Source organism: Stappia sp. TSB10P1A (assembly GCF_900185725.1).
Lineage (GTDB): Bacteria > Pseudomonadota > Alphaproteobacteria > Rhizobiales > Stappiaceae > Stappia.
Window position 1 is genome coordinate 56,176 of the sequence record NZ_FYAU01000013.1, and the last position, 20,740, is coordinate 76,915.

At 68.5% G+C, this 20,740-nt stretch carries 21 protein-coding genes; 12 read left to right on the top strand and 9 right to left on the bottom strand.

Annotation, left to right across the window (positions count from 1 at the left end; genetic code table 11):
* Nucleotides 1-110: 110 nt before the first annotated feature.
* Entirely contained in the window at nt 111-3,605 is a 3,495-nt protein-coding gene (locus TSB10P1A_RS02595; RefSeq protein WP_186386349.1) for an indolepyruvate ferredoxin oxidoreductase family protein, read from the top strand.
* 12 nt (nt 3,606-3,617) lie between these two features.
* On the opposite strand, the gene TSB10P1A_RS02600 is transcribed toward TSB10P1A_RS02595, so the two are convergent.
* The 3 genes from TSB10P1A_RS02600 to TSB10P1A_RS02610 all read right to left on the bottom strand — a co-directional run bounded on the left by TSB10P1A_RS02600 (nt 3,618) and on the right by TSB10P1A_RS02610 (nt 6,232).
* A complete protein-coding gene (locus TSB10P1A_RS02600; protein WP_186386350.1) occupies nt 3,618-4,619 on the bottom strand; it encodes a P1 family peptidase in 1,002 nt (333 codons plus the stop codon).
* Between the two features lie 25 nt (nt 4,620-4,644).
* Complete coding sequence (locus TSB10P1A_RS02605; protein WP_208986999.1) at nt 4,645-5,178, bottom strand: flavin reductase; 534 nt, start codon at nt 5,176-5,178, stop codon at nt 4,645-4,647.
* Between the two features lie 118 nt (nt 5,179-5,296).
* Nucleotides 5,297-6,232, bottom strand: a complete 936-nt coding sequence (locus TSB10P1A_RS02610) for a LysR substrate-binding domain-containing protein (RefSeq protein ID WP_186386351.1) — start codon at nt 6,230-6,232, stop codon at nt 5,297-5,299.
* Between the two features lie 404 nt (nt 6,233-6,636).
* Here TSB10P1A_RS02610 and TSB10P1A_RS02615 point away from each other — a divergent pair, with 404 nt between their 5' ends.
* The 7 genes from TSB10P1A_RS02615 (at nt 6,637) to TSB10P1A_RS02645 (ending at nt 12,960) form a co-directional block, all read left to right on the top strand.
* Entirely contained in the window at nt 6,637-7,572 is a 936-nt protein-coding gene (locus TSB10P1A_RS02615) for a branched-chain amino acid ABC transporter permease LivH (RefSeq protein WP_186386352.1), read from the top strand.
* A gap of 4 nt (nt 7,573-7,576) precedes the next feature.
* Entirely contained in the window at nt 7,577-8,902 is a 1,326-nt protein-coding gene (gene livM / locus TSB10P1A_RS02620) for a high-affinity branched-chain amino acid ABC transporter permease LivM (RefSeq protein ID WP_186386353.1), read from the top strand.
* Complete coding sequence (locus TSB10P1A_RS02625; protein WP_186386354.1) at nt 8,899-9,744, top strand: ABC transporter ATP-binding protein; 846 nt, start codon at nt 8,899-8,901, stop codon at nt 9,742-9,744. Before livM ends, TSB10P1A_RS02625 begins: the two co-directional genes overlap by 4 nt.
* Entirely contained in the window at nt 9,741-10,472 is a 732-nt protein-coding gene (locus TSB10P1A_RS02630) for an ABC transporter ATP-binding protein (protein WP_186386355.1), read from the top strand. Before TSB10P1A_RS02625 ends, TSB10P1A_RS02630 begins: the two co-directional genes overlap by 4 nt.
* A 105-nt stretch (nt 10,473-10,577) precedes the next feature.
* Nucleotides 10,578-10,940, top strand: a complete 363-nt coding sequence (locus tag TSB10P1A_RS02635; protein ID WP_186386356.1) for a DUF6867 family protein — start codon at nt 10,578-10,580, stop codon at nt 10,938-10,940.
* A 199-nt stretch (nt 10,941-11,139) separates the two neighbouring features.
* Nucleotides 11,140-12,243: a branched-chain amino acid ABC transporter substrate-binding protein gene (locus TSB10P1A_RS02640; RefSeq protein ID WP_186386357.1), complete on the top strand. Its 1,104-nt coding sequence runs from the start codon at nt 11,140-11,142 to the stop codon at nt 12,241-12,243.
* A 234-nt stretch (nt 12,244-12,477) separates the two neighbouring features.
* Nucleotides 12,478-12,960 (top strand): L,D-transpeptidase, encoded by a 483-nt coding sequence (locus tag TSB10P1A_RS02645; protein WP_244292946.1) that lies wholly within the window; start codon nt 12,478-12,480, stop codon nt 12,958-12,960.
* Between the two features lie 22 nt (nt 12,961-12,982).
* Here TSB10P1A_RS02645 and TSB10P1A_RS02650 read toward each other — a convergent pair whose 3' ends face one another.
* Nucleotides 12,983-13,171, bottom strand: coding sequence for a hypothetical protein (locus TSB10P1A_RS02650; protein ID WP_186386359.1), 189 nt, complete (start codon nt 13,169-13,171; stop codon nt 12,983-12,985).
* Nucleotides 13,172-13,432: 261 nt separating this feature from the next.
* Here TSB10P1A_RS02650 and TSB10P1A_RS02655 point away from each other — a divergent pair, with 261 nt between their 5' ends.
* Together TSB10P1A_RS02655 and TSB10P1A_RS02660 are read left to right on the top strand one after the other, a co-directional pair.
* The gene (locus TSB10P1A_RS02655; protein ID WP_186386360.1) at nt 13,433-13,807 is read left to right on the top strand and encodes a CidA/LrgA family protein; all 375 of its coding nucleotides are present in this window, start codon (nt 13,433-13,435) and stop codon (nt 13,805-13,807) included.
* Nucleotides 13,804-14,526: an LrgB family protein gene (locus tag TSB10P1A_RS02660; protein WP_186386361.1), complete on the top strand. Its 723-nt coding sequence runs from the start codon at nt 13,804-13,806 to the stop codon at nt 14,524-14,526. The genes TSB10P1A_RS02655 and TSB10P1A_RS02660 overlap by 4 nt, the downstream gene beginning before the upstream one ends.
* A gap of 34 nt (nt 14,527-14,560) precedes the next feature.
* Here TSB10P1A_RS02660 and TSB10P1A_RS02665 read toward each other — a convergent pair whose 3' ends face one another.
* Together TSB10P1A_RS02665 and TSB10P1A_RS02670 are read right to left on the bottom strand one after the other, a co-directional pair.
* Nucleotides 14,561-15,838 carry a VWA domain-containing protein gene (locus TSB10P1A_RS02665; protein ID WP_186386362.1) on the bottom strand — a complete coding sequence of 426 codons (1,278 nt, stop codon included), beginning with the start codon at nt 15,836-15,838 and terminating at the stop codon, nt 14,561-14,563.
* A 4-nt stretch (nt 15,839-15,842) separates the two neighbouring features.
* Nucleotides 15,843-16,778: a MoxR family ATPase gene (locus tag TSB10P1A_RS02670; protein ID WP_186386363.1), complete on the bottom strand. Its 936-nt coding sequence runs from the start codon at nt 16,776-16,778 to the stop codon at nt 15,843-15,845.
* Between the two features lie 207 nt (nt 16,779-16,985).
* Between TSB10P1A_RS02670 and TSB10P1A_RS02675 the strand changes: the two genes are divergently transcribed.
* Entirely contained in the window at nt 16,986-17,255 is a 270-nt protein-coding gene (locus TSB10P1A_RS02675) for an usg protein (protein WP_186386364.1), read from the top strand.
* Between the two features lie 30 nt (nt 17,256-17,285).
* On the opposite strand, the gene TSB10P1A_RS02680 is transcribed toward TSB10P1A_RS02675, so the two are convergent.
* Together TSB10P1A_RS02680 and TSB10P1A_RS02685 are read right to left on the bottom strand one after the other, a co-directional pair.
* Nucleotides 17,286-18,188, bottom strand: coding sequence for a methyltransferase (locus TSB10P1A_RS02680; protein WP_208987000.1), 903 nt, complete (start codon nt 18,186-18,188; stop codon nt 17,286-17,288).
* Nucleotides 18,185-18,451 (bottom strand): DUF2007 domain-containing protein, encoded by a 267-nt coding sequence (locus TSB10P1A_RS02685; protein ID WP_186386365.1) that lies wholly within the window; start codon nt 18,449-18,451, stop codon nt 18,185-18,187. The genes TSB10P1A_RS02680 and TSB10P1A_RS02685 overlap by 4 nt, the downstream gene beginning before the upstream one ends.
* A gap of 196 nt (nt 18,452-18,647) precedes the next feature.
* Here TSB10P1A_RS02685 and TSB10P1A_RS02690 point away from each other — a divergent pair, with 196 nt between their 5' ends.
* The gene (locus TSB10P1A_RS02690) at nt 18,648-19,664 is read left to right on the top strand and encodes a polyprenyl synthetase family protein (RefSeq protein WP_186386366.1); all 1,017 of its coding nucleotides are present in this window, start codon (nt 18,648-18,650) and stop codon (nt 19,662-19,664) included.
* A 146-nt stretch (nt 19,665-19,810) separates the two neighbouring features.
* Here TSB10P1A_RS02690 and purU read toward each other — a convergent pair whose 3' ends face one another.
* On the bottom strand, nt 19,811-20,695 hold the full coding sequence (purU, locus tag TSB10P1A_RS02695; RefSeq protein WP_186386367.1) for a formyltetrahydrofolate deformylase: 885 nt from the start codon (nt 20,693-20,695) through the stop codon (nt 19,811-19,813).
* Between the last annotated feature and the right edge of the window lie 45 nt (nt 20,696-20,740).

A 20,740-nucleotide genomic window follows, 5' to 3' on the forward strand; every position in this document is an offset into this window, starting at 1 on the left:
ACAGAATTTCACCGGAAGAAGGAGCATATTGGAGGGTAGAAGACTGCGCCGGGCGCGGGCCTTTCGGCCCCCTTGCGCGGACCCACCCCGACGGAAGAGGAGGCCGTCCCATGAACGCCATCACGCGCTCTGTCTCCCTCGACGACAAATATGTGGCCGATCGCGGCCGTGTCTACCTGACCGGCATCCAGGCGCTCGTGCGCCTCGCGCTCGACCAGTCCCGGCGCGACCGGGCGCGCGGGCTGAAGACCGGCGGTTTCGTCTCCGGCTATCGCGGCTCGCCGCTCGCCGGCTTCGACACCGAGCTGACCCGCGCAAGGCGTCACCTTGCCCCTTGCGATATCATCTTCAAGCCCGGCGTCAACGAGGAGCTTGGCGCCACCGCCGTGTGGGGCAGCCAGAAGGTCGCCCATCACGGCAAGGGCAGCGACTATGACGGCGTCTTCGGCATCTGGTACGGCAAGGCGCCGGGCGTCGACCGGGCCGGCGACGTGCTGCGCCAGGCCAATGCCAGCGGCACGGCGGCCCATGGCGGCGTGCTGGCGCTGGCGGGCGATGATCATCTCGCCAAATCCTCGATCCTGCCGGCGCAGTCGGAATTCTTCTTCCAGCATGTCGAGATGCCGGTGCTCAATCCCTCCGACATTCAGGACGTGCTCGACTACGGGCTGCACGGCCTGGCGCTGTCGCGCTTCAGCGGGCTGTGGAGCGGGCTGATCTGCCTTGCCGACACGATGGATGCCTCGGCGACGATCTCGGTCGATCCGACGCGGCTCGATTTCGTCGTTCCCGAGGACCGCGACCCGCGCCGGCACGACGATCTCAACCGGGTGATGCTGCTCGGCAATCGCCTCGAGACCGAGCGGCTGCTGCGCGACGTGCGCATTCCGGCGGCGCGCGCCTATGTGCGGGCCAACGGGCTCGACCGCGTCGCCTTCGGCGCCAGCCGGGCGCGCATCGGCATCGTTGCCACCGGCAAGGCCTATCGCGACCTGCGCCAGGCGTTCGAGCTGATCGGCCTCACCGAGGAGCGGGCCTGCGACATCGGCCTTGCCCTCTACAAGGTGGCGATGCCCTGGCCGCTGGAGCCGATCGGCCTGTCGAATTTCGCCCGCGGGCTGGAGCGGCTGCTCGTCGTCGAGCACAAGCGCGCCTTCCTCGAGCCGCAGATCAAGGAGATCGCCTATGGCTGGCCGGACCATGCCCGTCCGGCGATCTGGGGCAAGATGACGCCGCATGGCAGCCCCTTCCTCTCCGACCTCCTGGAACTCGCCGTCGCCGAAATCATCCCGGCGCTGCTCGCCTTCCTGCCGCATGACTTCGTCACCGCCGAGATGCGCGCCGTCGCCGAGCGGATGAACCGGCAGGTGATGTGGTCGCAGGGCCATGCCGAGCGCGCCGCGCGGGTGCCGTATTTCTGCTCCGGCTGCCCGCATTCCTCCTCCACCGTGGTGCCGGAGGGCGCGCGCGCCATGCCGGGCATCGGCTGCCATGCGATGACCGAGATCCCCGGCCGCACCACCGACGGCCAGATCGCCATGGGCGGCGAGGGCGTGCTGTGGGTCGGCCAGGCCGATTTCGCCCGCGACAGGCATGTCTTCGCCAATGTCGGCGACGGCACCTATTTCCACTCCGGCATCCTGGCGATCCGCCAGGCCGTCGCCTCCAAGGTGCCGATCACCTACAAGATCCTCTACAACGACGCGGTGGCGATGACCGGCGGCCAGCCGGTCGACGGCACCCTGACCGTGCCGCAGCTCACCCGGCAGTTGGAGGCCGAGGGCGTCGAGCGCGTCGTCGTCGTCAGCGAAGAGCCGGACGCCTATCTCGGCCGCCATGACCTTGCGCCGGGCAGCGAGGTGTTCCACCGCGACGAGCTGATGCGGGTGCAGGAGGAGCTGCAGCAGGTCGCCGGCGTCACCGTGCTGATCTACGACCAGACCTGCGCGGCCGAAAAGCGCCGCCGCCGCAAGCGCGGCAGCCTCTCCGATCCGGACATGCGCCTCTTCATCAACGAGCGGGTCTGCGAGGGCTGCGGCGACTGTTCGGTGCAGTCGAACTGCATCTCCGTCGAGCCGCTGGCGACGCCCTTCGGCGAGAAGCGGCGGATCAACCAGTCGTCCTGCAACAAGGACTTTTCCTGCGCCAAGGGCTTCTGCCCGTCCTTCGTCGAGGTGGAGGGCGCTTCGCTGCGCCGGGCCGCGGCGGCGGGGCTCGATCTTGCAGCGCTCGTCGCCGACCTGCCCGAGGCGGAGGTGGCGGGGCTGGAGACGACGCTCAATCTGTTGATCGCCGGCATTGGCGGGGCCGGCGTCACCACCACGGCGGCGGTGCTCGCCATGGCCGCGCATGTCGACGGCAAGCAGGCCTCGACGCTGGACATGACCGGCCTTGCCCAGAAGGGCGGCCCGGTGACCTCGCATCTGCGCTTTTCCACCGCGGACCGGGCCATCGAGGGGCCGCGCATCCCGACCGCCAGCCTCGACGTGCTGCTCGCCTCCGACATGGTGGTGGCGACCAATGCCGAGCAGCTTGCGCTGATCGACCGGCAGCGCACGGCGGGCTTCGCCAATTCCCGCGTCGCGCCGACGGCCGAGTTCGTGATGAAGCAGACGCTGTCCTTCGACGAGGCGCGGATGCTGAAGACGCTGGAGGAGGCCTGCCCGCTGTTCGCCGGCCATGACATCGCCCGCATCGCCGAGGCGCTGTTCGGCGATGCGATCTATGCCAACATGATGCTGGTCGGCATGGCGCATCAGGCCGGCCGCCTGCCGCTTTCGACCTCCGCGCTCGACACCGCCATCCGTCTCAACGGCGCGGCGGTGGAGAAGAATCTCTCCGCCTTCCATGCCGGCCGGGTGCTGTTCGCGGCACCGGAGAAGATCCTGTCGGCGCTGCCGGCGGCCAATGCCGTCGACCCGGCCGCGGACATGGATCTCGACACGCGGATCGCCTTCCTCGCCCGCGAGCTTGCCGCCTATCAGGACGAGGCGTATGCGCAGCGCTTCCGCGAGGCGGTGGCGAAGGTGCGCGCCGCCGACGAGCGCGCCGGCAACGGCACTTTGCGGCTGACGCGCACGCTCGCCGAGGGGCTTTACCGGGCGATGGCCTACAAGGACGAGTACGAGGTCGCGCGGCTCTATTCGCAGCCCGACTTCCGCGCCCGGCTGGAGGCGCAGTTCGACACCCCGCGCAAGCTCAAGGTGCTGCTGGCGCCGCCGCTGATCTCGCGCACGCTCGACGCGCGCACCGGGCGTCCGCGCAAGATCGCCTTCGGCCCGTGGATCTTCACCGCCTTCCGCCTGCTGGCGAGGGCGAAGCGCCTGCGCGGCACCGCCTTCGATCCGTTCGGCCGCACCGAAGAGCGGCGGATGGAGCGGGAGTTCGCCAGCCTCTGCCTTGCCGATGCCGGGCGCATCGCCGGTCTCGTCGGCACGGCGAATTACGGCCTGTTGGTGGAGCTTGCCCGCATTGCCGACACGGTGCGCGGCTTCGGGCCGGTGAAGGAGGCGAACCACGCCAAGGCGATGGCCCGGCGCGCGGCGCTGCTGGCCCAACTCGCGCCGGAGGGCGAGGGCGCTCCGATCCTGGAGGCGGCGGAGTAATCCGCCGCTCCTTCAGCTCTTTCCGCCGAAGCGCTCAGTCCAGGTCGGGAGCAGGTCGCCGGGGGCGGGGCTGGCCGCATGGACCGCGCGGGCGATCGCCCGGCTCATCACCGCGGCGGCAACCGCGCCGATCTCCACCGTCTCGGCGAGGGGATCGCGCATCTCGCGCGCCGCCGTCGAGGCTGCGAAGATCAGGTCGCCGTCGAGCGGCGTATGCGCCGGCCACAGGGCGCGGGCGAAGCCGTCATGGGTCGCGACCGCCAGCCGCTGCAGCTCGGCCTTGGAGAGCGCCAGATCCGTCGCGATGATGGCGATGGTGGTGTTGGCGCCCTCGCTGAGGCCGTCGAGCTTGGTGCGCGGCCGGCCGGGCAGGGCGGGCAGTGCCGCCGGCCAGCCGAGGCCGCCGAACTCGTCCCCCTTCTCGAAGGGCGCGGCCCAGAAATGCGGGCCCTCGCCCAGCACCGCGCTGCCGAGCGCATTGACCGCGACCAGCGCGCCGATCGTCGCCCCTGAGGACAGCCGGGCCGAGGCCGAGCCGAGGCCGCCTTTCAGCGTTGCCGTCGTCGCGCCGGCGCCGGCGCCATGGCTGCCGATCTCGAAGTCGGGCGCGGCTGCGGCCAGCGCCTTGCGGCCGAGCGCGCCATAGGGGTTGGTGTCGCCCCAGTCCTTGTCGCCGCCGTTGAGCAAGTCGAAGAGGATCGCCCCCGGCACGATCGGCACGCGCGCCGTGCCCACCGCAAAGCCGCGCCCTTGCGCTGCCAGCGCCATCTGCACGCCGGAGGCCGCATCGAGCCCGAAGGCCGAGCCGCCCGACAGCACCAAGGCATCGACGCTCTCCACCGTGAAGCGCGGATCGAGCAGCGCCGCCTCGCGGGTGCCCGGCGCCCCGCCATGGATCGCCACGGAAGCGCGCAGCGGCGCGTCGGCAGTGAGTACCGTGACGCCGGATTTCAGGCGCTCGCAGGAGGCGTTGCCGACCGCAAGGCCCGGCACGTCGGTGATCAGGTTGCGCAAGGAAGCCTCGTCCGGTTGGGGCGCGTCAGATGCGGTGATAGGCGCGGTCGAGATAGATCAGCGCCGGCCCGCGCGCGCCGAGCTCGATGCCGACGATCTCGCCGAAGATCACCGAATGGGTGCCGATCTCGCTGACCTCGGTCACCCGGCAGTCGAGCGCGACGCGGGCGCCGCGCAGGATCGGCGAGCCGGTCACCAGCCTGTGCCAGTCGGCCAGCGCGAATCGGTCGTCGAAGGCAAGGTCGCCCTTGCCGGCGAAGGCGTCGGACAGCTCCTGCGCCTCGGCCGGCAGCGTGTTGATGGCGAAGAGGCCATTCGTCTTGATCGCCGCGTTGATGCGGGCCTGGCGGTTGACGCAGACCAGCACCGTCGGCGGGGCGTCGGAGACCGAGGTGACGGCCGAGACGGTGGTGCCGCCGCGTCCGGCCGGCCCGTCGGTGGTGGCGATGTGGACGGCGGCGCCGAGCCGGCTCATCGCCTCGCGAAAGGCGAAGCGGTCGACGGCCTGGGGGCCGTCGCCGCCGATGCCTCCCGTCCTGAAGGCCGAGCTGTTCGTCATGTCGTCCCCTCCGGTCCTAGCGGCCATGCTGATGGCCCGACCGTGCCCGTCCCTGTTGCTGCGCCAAGGCCTGCGCCTTTCAAGCGTGATGCTAACCTAGGGCGGTTTCGAAGTGGTTTCACGGGGCGGTGCGCGGATTTTCGGCGCGTCCGGGGTCCGGCGTGCCGGCGACGCCGCCGGGCATGCGCTCGGCGATCCATGCGATGAAGCTCTGGGCGGCCGGTCCCGGCGGCTGGGTGGCGGTCAGCCAGTAGCCGCGGTCGCGGCTGCCCAGCGTGTCGGTGAGCGGGATCAGGTCGCCGCGCTGCAGCTCCGCCTCGATCATCGTTTCGACGCAGAGCGCCACCCCGTGGCCGGCGACGACGGCGCTGACCAAAAGGTTGAAGTCGCTGAACACCGGGCCCTGGCCGGCGAGGTCCTGCGGCAGGCCGTTTTCCGCCAGCCAGTCGCGCCAGTCCTTGCGGGTCTCGTCGTGCAGCAGGCGGGCGCCGGCCAGCTTTTCCGGCGTGTCGAAGGGGCCGTGCGCGGCGAGATGCGCCGGGCTGCAGACCGGCCGCGTGTGGCCGGACAGGAGCCGCAGCCGCACCGCGTAGCGGTCGGCCACCGGCGGCGTGTCGAACCAGTCGATCGAAATGTCGGCGTCCTGCGCCAGCCCGTGCTGGGCGTAGAGCAGGCTGAGCCGCAGGTTCGGCGCCACTTCCGCGAAGTCGACGAGACGGGGGATCAGGTAGCGCGTGCCGAAGGAGGGCACGCAGGCGATGGACAGTTCCGGCCGGCGCACCGTTTCCAGCACGTCGTGGCAGACCTCGCCGATGCGCTGCAGCGCGCCCTGGGTCGCGTCGGCGATGCGCTCGGCCTCCGCCGTCAGCTCGACGCGGCGTCCGACGCGCCGGACCAAGGCGACGCCGAACCAGTCCTCCAGATTGCGCAGATGATGGCTGACGGCGGCATGGGTGACGCCGAGTTCGTCGGCGGCCAGGCCGACCCGGCCGGTCTGGGCGAGGGCGGCCAAGGCCCTGAGCGCATTGAGGGGAGGGAGGGGAGCATTGCTCATCGTTAGATTTTCTAACGATCATGTCGGTAAGTTTCAATTGAAACTGTCGTTTCCTTGTGACTTTTTTCCCCAACGTTAACGGTGCGCAGGGAGGAGCCACGCAGCCGCTTCGATGTCCCGCCATGGATCTGTCCGCTTCCTGCCGGGCGCGCCTCGCGCGCCGCGGCGCGTCGCCGGACGGTATTTTCCGCGCGGGGACGCCTTGCGGCGCAGTGGAGGAACAATCGCATTCCGTTTGCCGGGCAAGAGGAAAGATGTTCTTTTCTAAGTGCCGGATTTCGAGGGGAATTGTGCCGCCCACAGGGGCTTGGTAAGGAAATGACATCATGCACAGCCGCGCTGTCGGCGGTGCTGCGGACTGAGAACGGCGAAGCCGCCAGTCCTTCAGGGGGACCACAGGGCCTATGGACTACTTTATCCAGCAATTGATCAATGGCGTAACGCTCGGGTCGATCTACGGCCTGATCGCCATTGGCTACACGATGGTCTACGGGATCATCGGCATGATCAACTTCGCCCATGGAGATATCTTCATGGTCGGATCCTTCATCGCGCTCATCGTCATCATCGCGCTCGGCATCACCGCGGCGACGCCCTTGCTGCTGCTGATCCTGGCGCTCGGCCTGGTGCTGGTCATCGCCATGGCGCTGACCGCCGTCTGGGGCTGGACGGTGGAGCGGATCGCCTACCGGCCGCTGCGCGGCTCCTTCCGCCTGGCGCCGCTGATCACCGCCATCGGCGCCTCGATCGCGCTGCAGAACTTCGTGCAGATCTCGCAGGGCGCGCGCACCAAGCCGCTGCAGCCGCTGCTGGGCGGCAACATCAAGCTGTGGGAGACGGTCGGTCCCGGCGGCAATTTCGTCGTCCAGATCAGCTATATGCAGATCCTGATCATCGTCGCGACGGTGCTGCTGATGGCCGGCTTCACCTTCCTGATCACCAGGACGCCGCTCGGCCGCGCCCAGCGGGCCTGCGAACAGGACCGCAAGATGGCGGCGCTGCTCGGCGTCAATGTCGACCGGACGATCTCGCTGACCTTCGTCATGGGTGCGTCGCTGGCCGCCGTCGCCGGCCTGATGTTCCTGCTCTATTATGGCGTCATCGACTTCTATATCGGCTTCCTGGCCGGCGTTAAGGCCTTCACCGCGGCCGTGCTCGGCGGCATCGGCTCGCTGCCCGGCGCCATGCTCGGCGGTCTGCTGATCGGCCTCATCGAGACCTTCTGGTCCGGCTACTTCTCCCTTGAATACAAGGATGTCGCCGCGTTCTCGATCCTTGCCATCGTGCTGATCTTCATGCCCGAGGGGCTCCTGGGCAAACCCGAAGTCGAGAAGGTCTGAGACCATGGCCGCACAGAAACAGGATTTGCTCGCCGGCTCCGTGAAGGACGCCGCCCTGGGCGCGCTGGTCGCCTTCGGCCTGTTCGCCATGCTCATCGGCATGAAGACCGAGGTCGGGATCGGCGGACTGTCGATCCAGTACCGCTGGAGCGCCGTCGCCATCGCCGTCGGCATCGTCTTCTTCGGCCGGTTGGCGCTCAATCTCTTCGTCTGGAAGAGCGAGAGGCCGGTCACCGGCTTCCTGAGCGGGCTGGTGCCCAGCCAGGCGTCCGCCTCCCGCTTCTCCCACCTGATCACGCCGCTGCTGTTCCTGCTCGCCGTGACCCTGCCGTTCCTGCTGATGTATTTCCTCGGCACGCGCGGCTCGCGGCAGTATCTGGACCTGGCGATCCTCGTCACCACCTATGTGATGCTCGGCTGGGGGCTCAACATCGTGGTCGGCCTCGCCGGCCTGCTCGACCTCGGCTATGTCGCCTTCTACGCGGTCGGCGCCTATTCCTACGCGCTGCTGGCCCAGTATTTCGGCTTTTCGTTCTGGATCTGCCTGCCGCTCGCGGGCATCCTCGCCGCCTTCTGGGGCATCATCCTCGGCTTCCCGGTGCTGCGTCTGCGGGGCGACTATCTCGCCATCGTGACGCTGGCCTTCGGCGAGATCATCCGCGTGGTGCTGCTCAACTGGTACGAGTTCACCGGCGGGCCGAACGGGCTCTCCGGCATTCCCCGTCCCAGCTTCTTCGGCCTGGAGTTCGAGCGCGGCGAGGGCGGCTTTGCCCACTTCTTCGGGCTGGAGTTCAACTCCATCCACCGCATCGTCTTCCTCTACTACCTGATCCTGGTGATGGCGCTGGTGACCAATTTCGTCACCATGCGGCTGCGCAAGCTGCCGGTCGGGCGGGCCTGGGAGGCCTTGCGCGAGGACGAGATCGCCTGCCGCTCGCTCGGCATCAACACCACCAACACCAAGCTGACCGCCTTCGCGATCGGCGCCATGTTCGGCGGCTTCGCGGGCTCCTTCTTCGCCACCCGCCAGGGCTTCGTGTCGCCGGAGAGCTTCACCTTCATCGAATCGGCGGTGATCCTGGCGATCGTCGTGCTCGGCGGCCTCGGCTCGCAGATCGGCGTCGTCATCGCCGCGGTGGTGATGATCGGCGGCTTCGAGTTCTTCCGTCAGTTCGAGGAGTACCGGATGCTGGTGTTCGGCCTGTTGATGGTCGTCATCATGGTGTGGAAGCCGCGCGGCCTGATCTCGACCCGCGCTCCCTCCATCGCGCTTGACCGCAAGAAGGCCAAGGGCATTTCCGCCGATCTGGTTCAGGAGGGCCACGGATGACCCGCTGGAACAACGATCCCGTTCTTCGCATCGAACACGTGACCATGCGCTTCGGCGGCCTGATCGCGGTGCACGACCTCTCGTTCAATGTCGGGCGCGGCGACATCACCGCCCTGATCGGACCCAACGGCGCCGGCAAGACCACGGTCTTCAACTGCGCCACCGGCTTCTACAAGCCGACCGAGGGGCGCATCACCATGAAGCGCCACACCGGCGAGCACTACCTGCTGGAGCGGATGCCCGACTTCAAGATCTCGGCCGAGGCCGGGGTCGCGCGCACCTTCCAGAACATCCGTCTGTTCGGCGGCATGACCTTGCTGGAAAACCTGATGGTGGCGCAGCACAACCCGCTGATGGTGGCCTCCGGCTACACCGTCGGCGGCCTGCTCGGCATCGGCGGTTTCCGCAAGGCGGAGGCCGGCGCGGTGGAGCGGGCCAAGTACTGGCTCGAGCGCACCAACCTGATCGACCGGGCCGACGCGCCGGCGGCGGACCTGCCCTATGGCGACCAGCGGCGGCTCGAGATCGCCCGCGCCATGTGCACCATGCCGGAGCTGCTGTGCCTCGACGAGCCGGCGGCGGGCCTCAATCCGCGCGAGAGCGCGGAGCTGAACACGCTGCTGCATTACATCCGCGACGAGCACAAGACCTCGGTGCTGCTGATCGAGCACGACATGTCGGTGGTCATGGAGATTTCCGACCATGTGGTGGTGCTTGATTATGGCGAGAAGATCTCCGACGGCACGCCGGACGAAGTGAAGAACGACCCGAAGGTCATCGCCGCCTATCTCGGCGTTGCCGATGACGAGGTCGAACAGGTGGAAGAAGAGGTGGGCCTGTGAGCGAGAACCAACCCCTCCTCCAGATTCGCGGTGTCGAGACTTATTACGGCAAGATCGTCGCGCTGCGCGGCGTCGACATGGATGTCAACGAGGGCGAGATCGTCACCCTGATCGGCGCCAACGGCGCCGGCAAGTCGACCCTGATGATGACGATCTGCGGCACGCCGCAGGCGCGCAACGGCTCGATCCACTACAACGGCATCGACATCACCCGCATGCCGACGCACGAGATCATGCGGATGGACATCGCCCAGTCGCCGGAAGGTCGCCGCATCTTCCCGCGCATGTCGGTGATGGAGAACCTGCAGATGGGCGCGGCGGTGGTCGACCCGAAGCACTTTTCCGGCGATCTGGAAAAGGTCTTCGCCCTGTTCCCCCGTCTCAAGGAGCGGCGGGAGCAGCGCGGCGGCACGCTGTCGGGCGGCGAGCAGCAGATGCTGGCGATCGCCCGCGCCCTGATGGGCCGGCCGCGGCTGCTGCTGCTGGACGAGCCGTCCCTCGGCCTGGCGCCGCTGATCGTCAAGCAGATCTTCGACGCCATCGCCGAGCTCAACCGCAGCGAGGGCCTCACCGTCTTCCTGGTCGAGCAGAACGCTTATCACGCCCTCAAGCTGGCGCATCGCGGCTATGTGATGGTCAACGGCGTCATCACCATGTCGGGCACCGGCAAGGAGCTGCTGTCGAGGGAAGAGGTCAAGGCGGCCTATCTCGAGGGCGGCAGGCATTGATCCGGCGGCCGCCGGCGCCTCGGCCCGGCGGCCGGAACCCGTGTTCTCATTCTCGCCGGCACCTGCGCCCCATGGGGGCGGGCCGGCGGCCAACGGGAGGTCCTGATGGGATTCCTCTATGACACGACCCTTGCGGGCTTCATCATCCTGACCCTGGCGCTCGGCGGCGCCGCCGCCTGGTCCACGGGCCGGGCCTGCGCGCTGACCTGGCGTCCGCTGTTCGTCCTGGTCTGGTTCATTTTCCTGCTGTCGCTGGCGGTGCGCTTCCTCAGCTTCGCGCTCTATGGCGGCACGCTGCTGTCGGTGCAGCACTGGCTGATCGCCTTCGCCTATCTGGTGGCGCTGGCGCTCGCCGGCTGGCGGGTGACGCGCACCAACCAGATGACCAGCCAGTATCGCTGGCTCTACGAGAAGACCAGCCCGTTCGGCTGGCGGCTGCGTCCGGGAGCGGACGACCGCATCGCCTGACAGGGCACGTTTTGCGGGAGGGTGCGCCTTTCCGCCGCGGAATCCGAAACGCTCGACTTTGCCGAAAAAGGCGATAGTGTTTCGGTACATGGCCGCTCCGGAAGGGGCGGCAGCGGGCGCAAAGCCCGCACGACCAGAGTGGTTCAGCACCGGTCCGGGGTGGACCGGGAATGCATCTGGAGCAAGGGGAGAGTACCTTATGAAGAAGCTTCTTTTGGCGAGCGTTGCCACCGTCGCGGGCCTCGGCCTGTCGAGCGCGGCGATGGCCGACATCGTCATCGCGACCGCCGGTCCGATGACCGGCCAGTACGCCTCGTTCGGCGCGCAGATGAAGGCGGGCGCCGAGCAGGCGATCGAGGACATCAACGCGGCGGGCGGCATCAACGGCGAGAAGCTGGTGCTGCAGGTCGGCGACGATGCCTGCGATCCGAAGCAGGCCGTGGCGGTCGCCAACCAGTTCGTCGGCTCGGGCGTCGTCTTCGTCGCCGGCCACTTCTGCTCGGGTTCGTCGATCCCGGCCAGCCAGGTCTATGCCGAGGAGGGCATCGTCCAGATCTCTCCGGCCTCGACCAACCCGAAGTTCACCGATGAGCGTCCGGGTCCGGGCGTGTTCCGCACCTGCGGCCGTGACGACCAGCAGGGCCAGGTGGCCGGTGCCTTCCTCGCCGAGAAGTTCGGCGACAAGAACATCGCCATCATCCACGACAAGACCGCCTACGGCAAAGGCCTTGCCGACGAGACCAAGAAGTACATGAACGAGGCCGGCAAGCAGGAAGCCCTCTATGAGGCCTATACGGCCGGCGAGAAGGACTACACCGCGCTCGTCTCCAAGCTGAAGTCCGAGAACATCGACGTGCTTTATGTCGGCGGCTACCACACGGAAGCCGGCCTCATCAAGCGCCAGATGGCCGAGCAGGGCATGAGCACCATCCTCGTCTCCGGCGACGCGCTGGTCACCGACGAGTACTGGTCGATCACCGGCGACGTCGGTGCCGGCACGCTGATGACCTTCTCGCCGGATCCGCGCAAGAACGAGGTCGCCGCGCCGGTCGTCGCCGCGCTCGAGGCCGCCGGCCGCACCGCCGAGGGCTACTCGCTCTACACCTATGCCGCGATCCAGGCTTGGGCCGAGGCCGCCAAGGCCGCCGGTTCCACCGACTTCGACGCGGTGGTCGGCAAGCTGAACGAGATGGAGTTCGCCACCGTTCTCGGCAACCTCTCCTTCAACGACGTCGGCGACGTGACCCTGCCGGGCTACGTCTTCTACGAGTGGAAGGACGGCAACTACGACTACCTGCAGTAAGCCTTTCGGCTCACTGCGGATTTTCGCCCCGCCCGGTTCGTCCGGGCGGGGTTTTTCGTGTTTCGGACCTCAAGATCGGCCGGCGCGTAAACCTTAACCGGTAACCATGCGAATCGATTCGCGGCGGCGATTCCCGTAAACCCTTTAACCGCGTGCGCCAATGCGTAAATAATCGGTAAACCAATACCGGAGTGGGCGATGGGCAGAGTGGTCTGGGGGATGGTCGCCATCTACATGGCGATCGGGGTGGCGCTGTGGAGCCATTCGGCATGGGCCGCGCCGGAGCTCGTCGCCTTTGCCGACGCCCGTGTCGCGCCGGGCACCATCGTCATCCGCAACAGCGAGAAGCGGCTCTATCTGGTGCAGCCGGGCGGCACCGCCCTGCGCTATTCGGTGGCCGTGGGCAAGCGCGGCAAGGCCTGGGCGGGGCGCACCTATATCACCGGCATGCATGTGCGTCCGGCCTGGGCACCGCCCGCCGACGTCAAGCGCGACCTGCCGCATCTGCCGGCGGTGATCGCGGGCGGGGCGCCGAACAATCCGATGGGCGTTGCCGCGATGACGCTCGCCGGGGGCGAATACGCCATCCACGGCACCAACCGGCCGGACTCCATCGGCCGTCCGGTCTCCTATGGCTGCATCCGCATGCACAATCGCGACATCGCCGACCTGTTCCGCCGGGTCGGCGTCAACACGCCGGTGATTGCCGTCAACTGATCGCGGTCAACTGACGCTTCCGTCAGCCGAGCCGCGCCGGGGGCGCCGTCTCCATCGGCCGGGCCAGCGTCGCGTCCTTGCGCGTCATGTCGACGAGGCCGGCGCCGAGCACCATCAAGGTCGCGGCGCCGAGCACGAAGACGATCAGCGCCGGCAGCATCAGCCGCGCGCGCCGGGGTCGGGCAGGGTCATGGGGCTCGGTCAGTCGCATCTCGTCCGTCCAGCGATCTGTCTGCGCTTTCTCCGCTTTCGCTGACAAAGACATGGCGACGGTCTTGGTGCGATCAAGTCCTTCTCCCGGCTCTGCCTTCTCTCGACTGTTCACATTTACGTAATTTTCCCGAGAACCTTCCGCTTCCCCTGCGACAGCGGCGCGCCGCGCGCGCGGGCCTTGCCGGCGGTTCGGCGGGCCTGCACTGTGGGGCACTGTGGGGGAGCACTGTGTGCGGATCGAAGATTGGGGATCGGGCGAATGATCGGGGCCCTGACGCTGATATTGTGCTGCCAGCTTGCCGGCGAACTTGCGGTCACGGCGAGCGGGCTGCCGGTGCCGGGGCCGGTGCTCGGCATGATCCTTCTGTTCCTGCTGCTCGCCGTCCGCGGCGGGGTGGGGGAGGATCTCGGCCGGGTCGGCGATGCGCTCTTGAAGAACCTTGCGCTGCTCTTCGTGCCGGCCGGCGTCGGCGTCGTCGTGCATCTCGGCCTGATCGGGCGCGAGGGGCTGGCGATCACCGCCGCGCTCGTCGTCTCCACCTTGCTGACGGTGCTGGTCACCGGCCTTGTCATGAGCCGGCTGGCGCGGCGGGAGGCGGACGGCCCCTCCGGTCCCGAGGCAGGCGCGCCATGAGCGAGCCGCTGTCGCAGATCTGGGTCTATCTCTCGGCGAGCCCGCTTGCCGCGCTGACGCTCACCCTTGCCGCCTATCAGGTCGGCTTTTTCCTCTACCGCCGGGCCGGCTTTCACCCCCTGGTCAATCCGGTGCTGGTCGCGGTGCTGCTGATCGGCGCCGTGCTGCTTGTCAGCGGCACCGCCTATCCGGTCTATTTCGACGGCGCCAAGTTCGTGCACTTTTTGCTGGGGCCGGCGACGGTGGCGCTCGCCATTCCGCTCTACCGCCAGTTCGCGCGGGTGCGCCGCTCGGCGCTGGCCATCGGCGTCAGCCTGCTGGCCGGCTCGCTCACCGCCGCGCTCTCGGCGCTGGCGGTCGCCTCGCTGCTCGGCGCCTCGCGCCAGACGCTGGCCTCGCTGGCGCCGAAATCCGCCACCGCGCCGGTTGCCATGGGCATTGCCGAGCCGCTCGGCGGGCTACCCTCGCTCACCGCCGTCCTCGTCATCCTCACCGGCATCCTCGGCGCGGCGCTCGGGCCGCTGGTGCTGGATCTGGCGCGCATTCGCGACTGGCGGGCGCGCGGCTTTGCCATCGGCACGGCCGCCCATGGCATCGGCACCTCGCGCGCGCTGCTGGTCAACGAGACCGCCGGCGCCTTTTCCAGCCTTGCCATGGGGCTCAATGCCATCGCCACGGCGCTGCTGGTGCCGCTGGTCTGGCGCCTGATCTTCGGGTAACGGGTCTTCGGGTAGCGGGACTTCGGGTAACGGGTCAGGGCGCCGCCAGCCGCGCCGTGTCCTGCGCCGCATGCGCGTCTGCCCGGCGCAGCCAGGCGCGCGGATCGGTCATCTGGCCGCCGCGCCCGCGCCCGCCACTGAGCGCGGTGCACAGGTCCGCCACCGCCTCCAGCGAATGCACGGCGCGGAACTCGTCGACATGCGGCAGCATCGCCCGCACGCCTCTCGCCCGCGCCTCGAACCCCTCGAAGCGCAGGAGCGGGTTCAGCCAGATCAGCCGGCGGCAGGAGCGGTGCAGCCGGTCGATCTCGCGTTCCAGGTCCTCGTCGCTGTCGCGCTCCAGCCCGTCGGTGACGAGCAGCACGATCGGCCCGCCGGACAGCACCCGGCGCGACCAGTGCCGGTTGAAGGCGGCGAGCGCGGTGGCGATGCGGGTGCCGCCCGACCAGTCCTCCACCCCTTGGGTGCAGGCGGCGAGCGCCTCGTCCGGGTCCTTCATCCGCAATTGCCGCGTGACATTGGTCAGCCTGGTGCCGAACAGGAAGGTGTGGACGTTGCGCCGCTCCTCGGTCAGCGCATGCATGAAATGCAGCAGGATGCGGGTGTACTGGCTCATCGAGCCGGAAATGTCGCAAAGCGCGACGATCGGCGGGCGCTTCAGGTCGTGGCGCCGGTGGCGCAGCTCGATCATGTCGCCGCCGGTGCGCAGCGAGGCGCGCAAGGTCCGGCGCGGGTCGATGCGCCCGCGCGGGGCGCTGACCAGCCGGCGCAGCCGCACCTTCTCCATCGGCAGCACCATCCTCCGCAGCGCGTCCTTGGCGGCGCGGATCTCGGCCGCGTTCATCTGGGCGAAGTCCTTGCGCTGCAGCAGTTCGCGGCCCGACACGGTGAAGCGGGCGTCGACCACCACTTCCTCGCGCTCGTGCTGCGGCTGGCGTTCGCGCGTTGCCTGAAACGCCTGGGCGACGCGGGTCTGGCCGGCCTTGGGCTTGTCCGGCGCGGCGCGTGCCGGCGCCACCGGCGAGAGGATCGACAGCAGCTTCTCGATCAGCCCGCGCGAGCGCCAGTAGATGCGGAAGGCCTCGTCGAAGACGGCGCGCTGCTCGCGCTTGCGCACGAAGACCGCGTGCAGCGTCCAATAGAGGTCCTCGCGGCTGCGCAGGCCGGCGACCTCCACCGCGCGCACCGCATCGACGACGCTGGCCGGGCCGACCGGCAGGCCGGCGCGGCGCAGGGTCCGGGCGAACTGCACGATATTGTCGGCGATGCGCCCGCCGGCCTGCTCTTGCAGCGTCGCGAGGTCGTCGGTCATCGGCTCAGTCCTGCCCGCTTGCCCTGCGGTCGTGGTCGCGCTGGATGTCCTCGATGATCTTGCGGGCGCGCGAGCCGCGCACGCGCTCGATGTCGTCCTGGTATTTCAGCAGCACGCCCAGCGTGTCGGACACCATGTCCGGGTCGAGCGCGATCTGGTCCAGCTCGGTCAGCGCGGTCGCCCAGTCCAGCGTCTCGGCGACGCCCGGCTGCTTGAACAGGTCCTCGTCGGTGCGCAGCGCCTGCACGAAGGCGACGAGTTCGCTCGCCAGCCGCTCGCCGGCGCCCGGCACCTTGCGGCGGACGATCTCCAGCTCGCGCTCCGCGTCCGGATAGTCGACCCAGTGGTAGAGGCAGCGCCGCTTCAGCGCGTCGTGGATCTCGCGGGTGCGGTTGGTGGTGATGATGACGATGGGCGGCTCCTGCGCGCGGATGGTGCCCAGTTCCGGGATCGTCACCTGGTTGTCCGACAGCACTTCCAGCAGGAAGGCCTCGAAGGCCTCGTCGGCCCGGTCGAGCTCGTCGATCAGGAACACCGGCGGACCGGCGAGCGACGGCTCCAGCGCCTTCAGCACCGGGCGCTTGATCAGGAAGCGTTCGGCGAAGACCGATCTGGACAATTCATCGTGATCGGTGTCGCCGGCGGCTTCCGACACGCGGATCTCGACCATCTGCGCGGCGTAGTTCCATTCGTAGACGGCGGTGGAGACGTCCAGCCCCTCGTAGCATTGCAGGCGGATCAGCTCGCGCCCCAGCGCCTGCGACAGCACCTTGGCGATCTCGGTCTTGCCGACGCCGGCCTCGCCTTCCAGGAACAGCGGCCGTTTCAGCTTCAGCGCCAGCAGCAGCACGGTCGCCAGCGAGCGGTCGGCGACATAGCCCTGGCCGTCGAGCAGGGCGCGCGTCGCGTCGATTGTGTCCGGGAGGGGCTGCGCGGTCATCTGGGCTCCTGGTCCTTGCGTGCCCGCGCGTCTTTCGCGCCGGGCTGTTTCCCGCACCATAGTGCGGGCAGGCCGGGCTTGTCAGGTGTCCTTAGGGCCAAGGCCGATGGCTGGCGGCGGAACGCTTGGGTTACCTCCCCGTTAACCCCCCATTAACCGTGACATGCGGACACTTGACGCAGGGAGAGGCTACGAAAGGTTCCGGTCATGATCTCATCGGATTTTTCCCGCCAGCTCGAGGGCTACGGCCTGCTCACGGCCCAGATCCTCTATCACATGCCCGACCATCCGCGGCTGCTGCAGACCTTCCTCTGGCAGACGCTGGACAAGGCGCCGACCTTCCCCGAGCTCAGCCGCTTCCTGCGGTTCTGGGAGCGCGACATCGAGGGCCGGCTGCATTCGGTGCGCATTTCCCATCGCGACCTGATCGGGCCGAGCGACTGGCGCATCCTCGACGCGGAGTTCCCGATCCACTGACGGATCGGCCCCCCGTCGGCGTCGGTCCCCTCAGCGCGGCGGGGGCGGCGGCAGGCCGGCGCCGTCGCGCATGATCGCGCGCGCCTCGGGAGTGAAATCGGAGCCGGCGCCCTCGTGCAGCACGAAGCCCGGCAAGAGGCGCAGCGGTGCCCGGCTCGCCCGCACGGCGCGCACCAGCACGCGCGTTGCCGCGGCCTCAGGGCGCGGGCGCAGCGGAATGACGTCGATGGCGCCGAAGCGGCCGGGCAGCAGGTGCAGGATCTCGCCCAGCCCGTCGGCGCGGAAGATCATGGTCAGCGTGCCGCCCTCGCGCACGATGTCGGTGGCGACCCGCACCCACGGCTCCAGCCCGCGCGTGTCCAGCACATGCGCCCCGGCGCGCGGGGCGGCGGGCGAGGCGCGAAAGCGCCCATCCGTATAATAGGGCGGGTTGACGATGGCATGGTCGGCAAGGCCGGGCGTCAGACCGGCGGCGTGGCGCTCGCGCCCGCGGGCAGTGATGTCCGCCTCCAGGATGGTCACCCTCGGCGCGAAACCGGCATTGTCGGGAAGGGCCAGCGCCTGCTGCGCCAGATCGAGAGCTGCCCGGTCGCGGTCGACCAGCACCACCTCCACCTCCGGCAGGCGCGCGGCAAGGCAGAAGCCGGCGGTGCCGACGCCCGAGCCGAGATCGACGACGCGCCCGCGCGTGGCCGGGGGCACGGCGGCAGCCAGATAGACCGCGTCGAGCCCGGCGCGGTGGGCGCCGCGCGCCGGCTGCAGCACCTGCACCAGTCCGCCGAGAAAGGCGTCGCGGGTGATCTCCGCGCTCTCCTGCAAGGCCTGCTCGACAGGTCCCGGCGTAATGGGCTCCGGCGCGATGGACTCCGGCGCGATGGACTCCGGTTCGGGCGGGGCTTCGACCTCGGCCGAGGCCTGACTGTCGCCGTTCACGGGGCCTCGCTCCCGCCGGCCCTTGCGTGGCGGGCCAGCGTGTCGGCGTCCAGTTCGTGGGCGAGGTCGGCCTCGCGCATGAGGCGAACGGCCGCATCGAGGTCGTCCTCGGTGACCATCACCCGGCGGGCGATGATGCCGATCGAGCCTTCCAGGATGCTCATGTTGCCGTCGAGCACGAGATGGCCGATGCCGGCCTCGTCCAGAAGCGCCTCGACATAGGAAATCAGGACCATATCGTTGGTCTTGAGCAGAGGAACCATGTCGTCCTTGGTCGTTGGGCGGTCGGGGGCCGCAGCTTACAGGACCGGACCGCGCGAAGCGACCTTTGCCGGCTCCCCGCCTGTGCGGCATCCGGCCGGTTTGGTCAACAGTGCTTCTTGCGAAAGACGGCTTGCCGTGGGCATGGGGCGGACCTATTGTCCCGCCCGTCTCTTACCTTATACGAGGTTGTTCAACGTGGGCGTGGTGGTTCCCTTGCGCGAAACCCGGTCAGAACCGGCCAGCATCCAGACCCTGGTCGACCTCACCGCCGGCGGCATGGAGGCCGTCAACCAGCTCATCCTGTCCAAGGCGGGGTCGAATGTCGAGCTGATCCCGGAGATCGCCCGCCACCTGATCTCGTCGGGCGGCAAGCGGCTGCGGCCGATGCTGACCCTCGCCATGGCCGACATGTTCGGCTATGCGGGCGAGGGTCATGTCGGCCTCGCCGCCAGCGTCGAGTTCATGCACACCGCGACGCTGCTGCATGACGATGTCGTCGACGAGAGCGACATGCGGCGCGGCAAGCTGGCGGCGCGCAAACTGTGGGGCAATCAGGCAAGCGTGCTGGTCGGCGACTACCTGCTCGGCCAGGCCTTCAAGATGATGGTCGATGTCGGCTCGCTGGAGGCGCTGCGGATCCTGGCCAGCGCCTCGGCCGTCATCGCCGAGGGCGAGGTGATGCAGCTCGGCGCGGCGCAGGACCTGGAGACCACCGAAGAGCGCTACATGCAGGTCATCGAGGCGAAGACGGCGGCGCTCTTTGCCGCTGCCGCCGAGGTCGGCCCGGTGATCGCCGGGGCCTCCGACGCCGACCGCGCCCATGCCCGCGCCTATGGCATGGCGCTCGGCCTTGCCTTCCAGCTCGTCGACGATGCGCTCGACTATGGCGGCTCGGCCGCGGATCTTGGCAAGGACACCGGCGACGACCTGCGCGAAGGCAAGATCACCCTGCCGGTTATCCTCGCCATCCGCCGGGGCAAGCCGGAGGACCGCGAATTCTGGTCGCGCTGCCTCGAGGAGCGCGACGTGCGCGAGGGCGATCTCGACCGGGCCATCGCGATCATGCGCGAGACCGGGGCGCTCTCCGAGACGGTCGAGCGGGCCCGTGCCTTCGGGGCCGAGGCGCTGGAGGCGCTGCGGGGATTACCGGCGAGCGGGCAGCGCGAGGCGCTGGCCGAGGCGGTCGATTTCTGCATCGCCCGCGTCAACTGAGGTTTTTGAGACGCGATTCTCGAAATTGAGCGATTTCGAGACGGTTTTTTGCAAAATCCGTCTCGAAATTTGCAACCGCCCCGCTGACCTTCGCGGGGCAGGTTGTCCCCGTGGCGGCACCAGCCCCGTCGGGGCTGGTTATCCTCTCAGCCCATCCGCTCCGAGGCGTAGCTGCCGGGGCTGGCCGGGAAGACCACCGTCTTGTTTCCATTGAGGAAAACGCGCCGGTGGATATGCGCGTGGATGGCGCGGGCGAGCACCTGGCTCTCCACGTCGCGGCCGAGCGAGACGTAATCCTCGGGCGACTGGGCATGGGTGACGCGCACCGTATCCTGCTCGATGATCGGCCCCTCGTCGAGATCGCTGGTGACATAGTGGGAGGTCGCGCCGATCAGCTTGACGCCGCGCGCGAAGGCCTGCTTGTACGGGTTCGCCCCCTTGAAGCTGGGGAGGAAAGAATGGTGGATGTTGATCACCCGCCCGGCCATTTCCTCGCACATGCGCGTCGACAGCACCTGCATGTAGCGGGCCAGAACCACCAGTTCCGCGCCGGTTTCCTCGACGATCGCCATCTGGCGGGCCTCGGCCTCCGCCTTGTTGTCCTTCGTCACCTTGATGTAGTGGAAGGGGATATCGTGGTTCACCACCAGCTTCTGGTAGTCCAGATGGTTGGAGATCACGCCGACGATATCGATCGGCAGCGCCCCGATCCGCCACCGGTACAAAATGTCGTTCAGGCAGTGCCCGAACCGAGAAACCATAATTAAAACCTTCATTTGCGCCGTTTCGTCATGGAACGAAAAGTCCATTCCGAAGGCCTCGGCACGGCTCGCGAAGCCGCTTGAAAGCGTCTCCAGCGTCGCGCCGGTCTCGCTGTTGAAGCTGACGCGCATGAAGAAATTCCCGGTCTCGCGGTCGTCGAACTGGGCGCTGTCGGTGATGTTGCAGCCGTTCTCCGCCAGATAGGTGGAGATGGCGGCGACGATGCCACGGGTCGAGCGGCAGGTGACGGTCAGGGCAAAGGCGCTCATCGGCGGTGATTCCCGGCTGCGAGGAAAACAGGTCCACGCGATAGC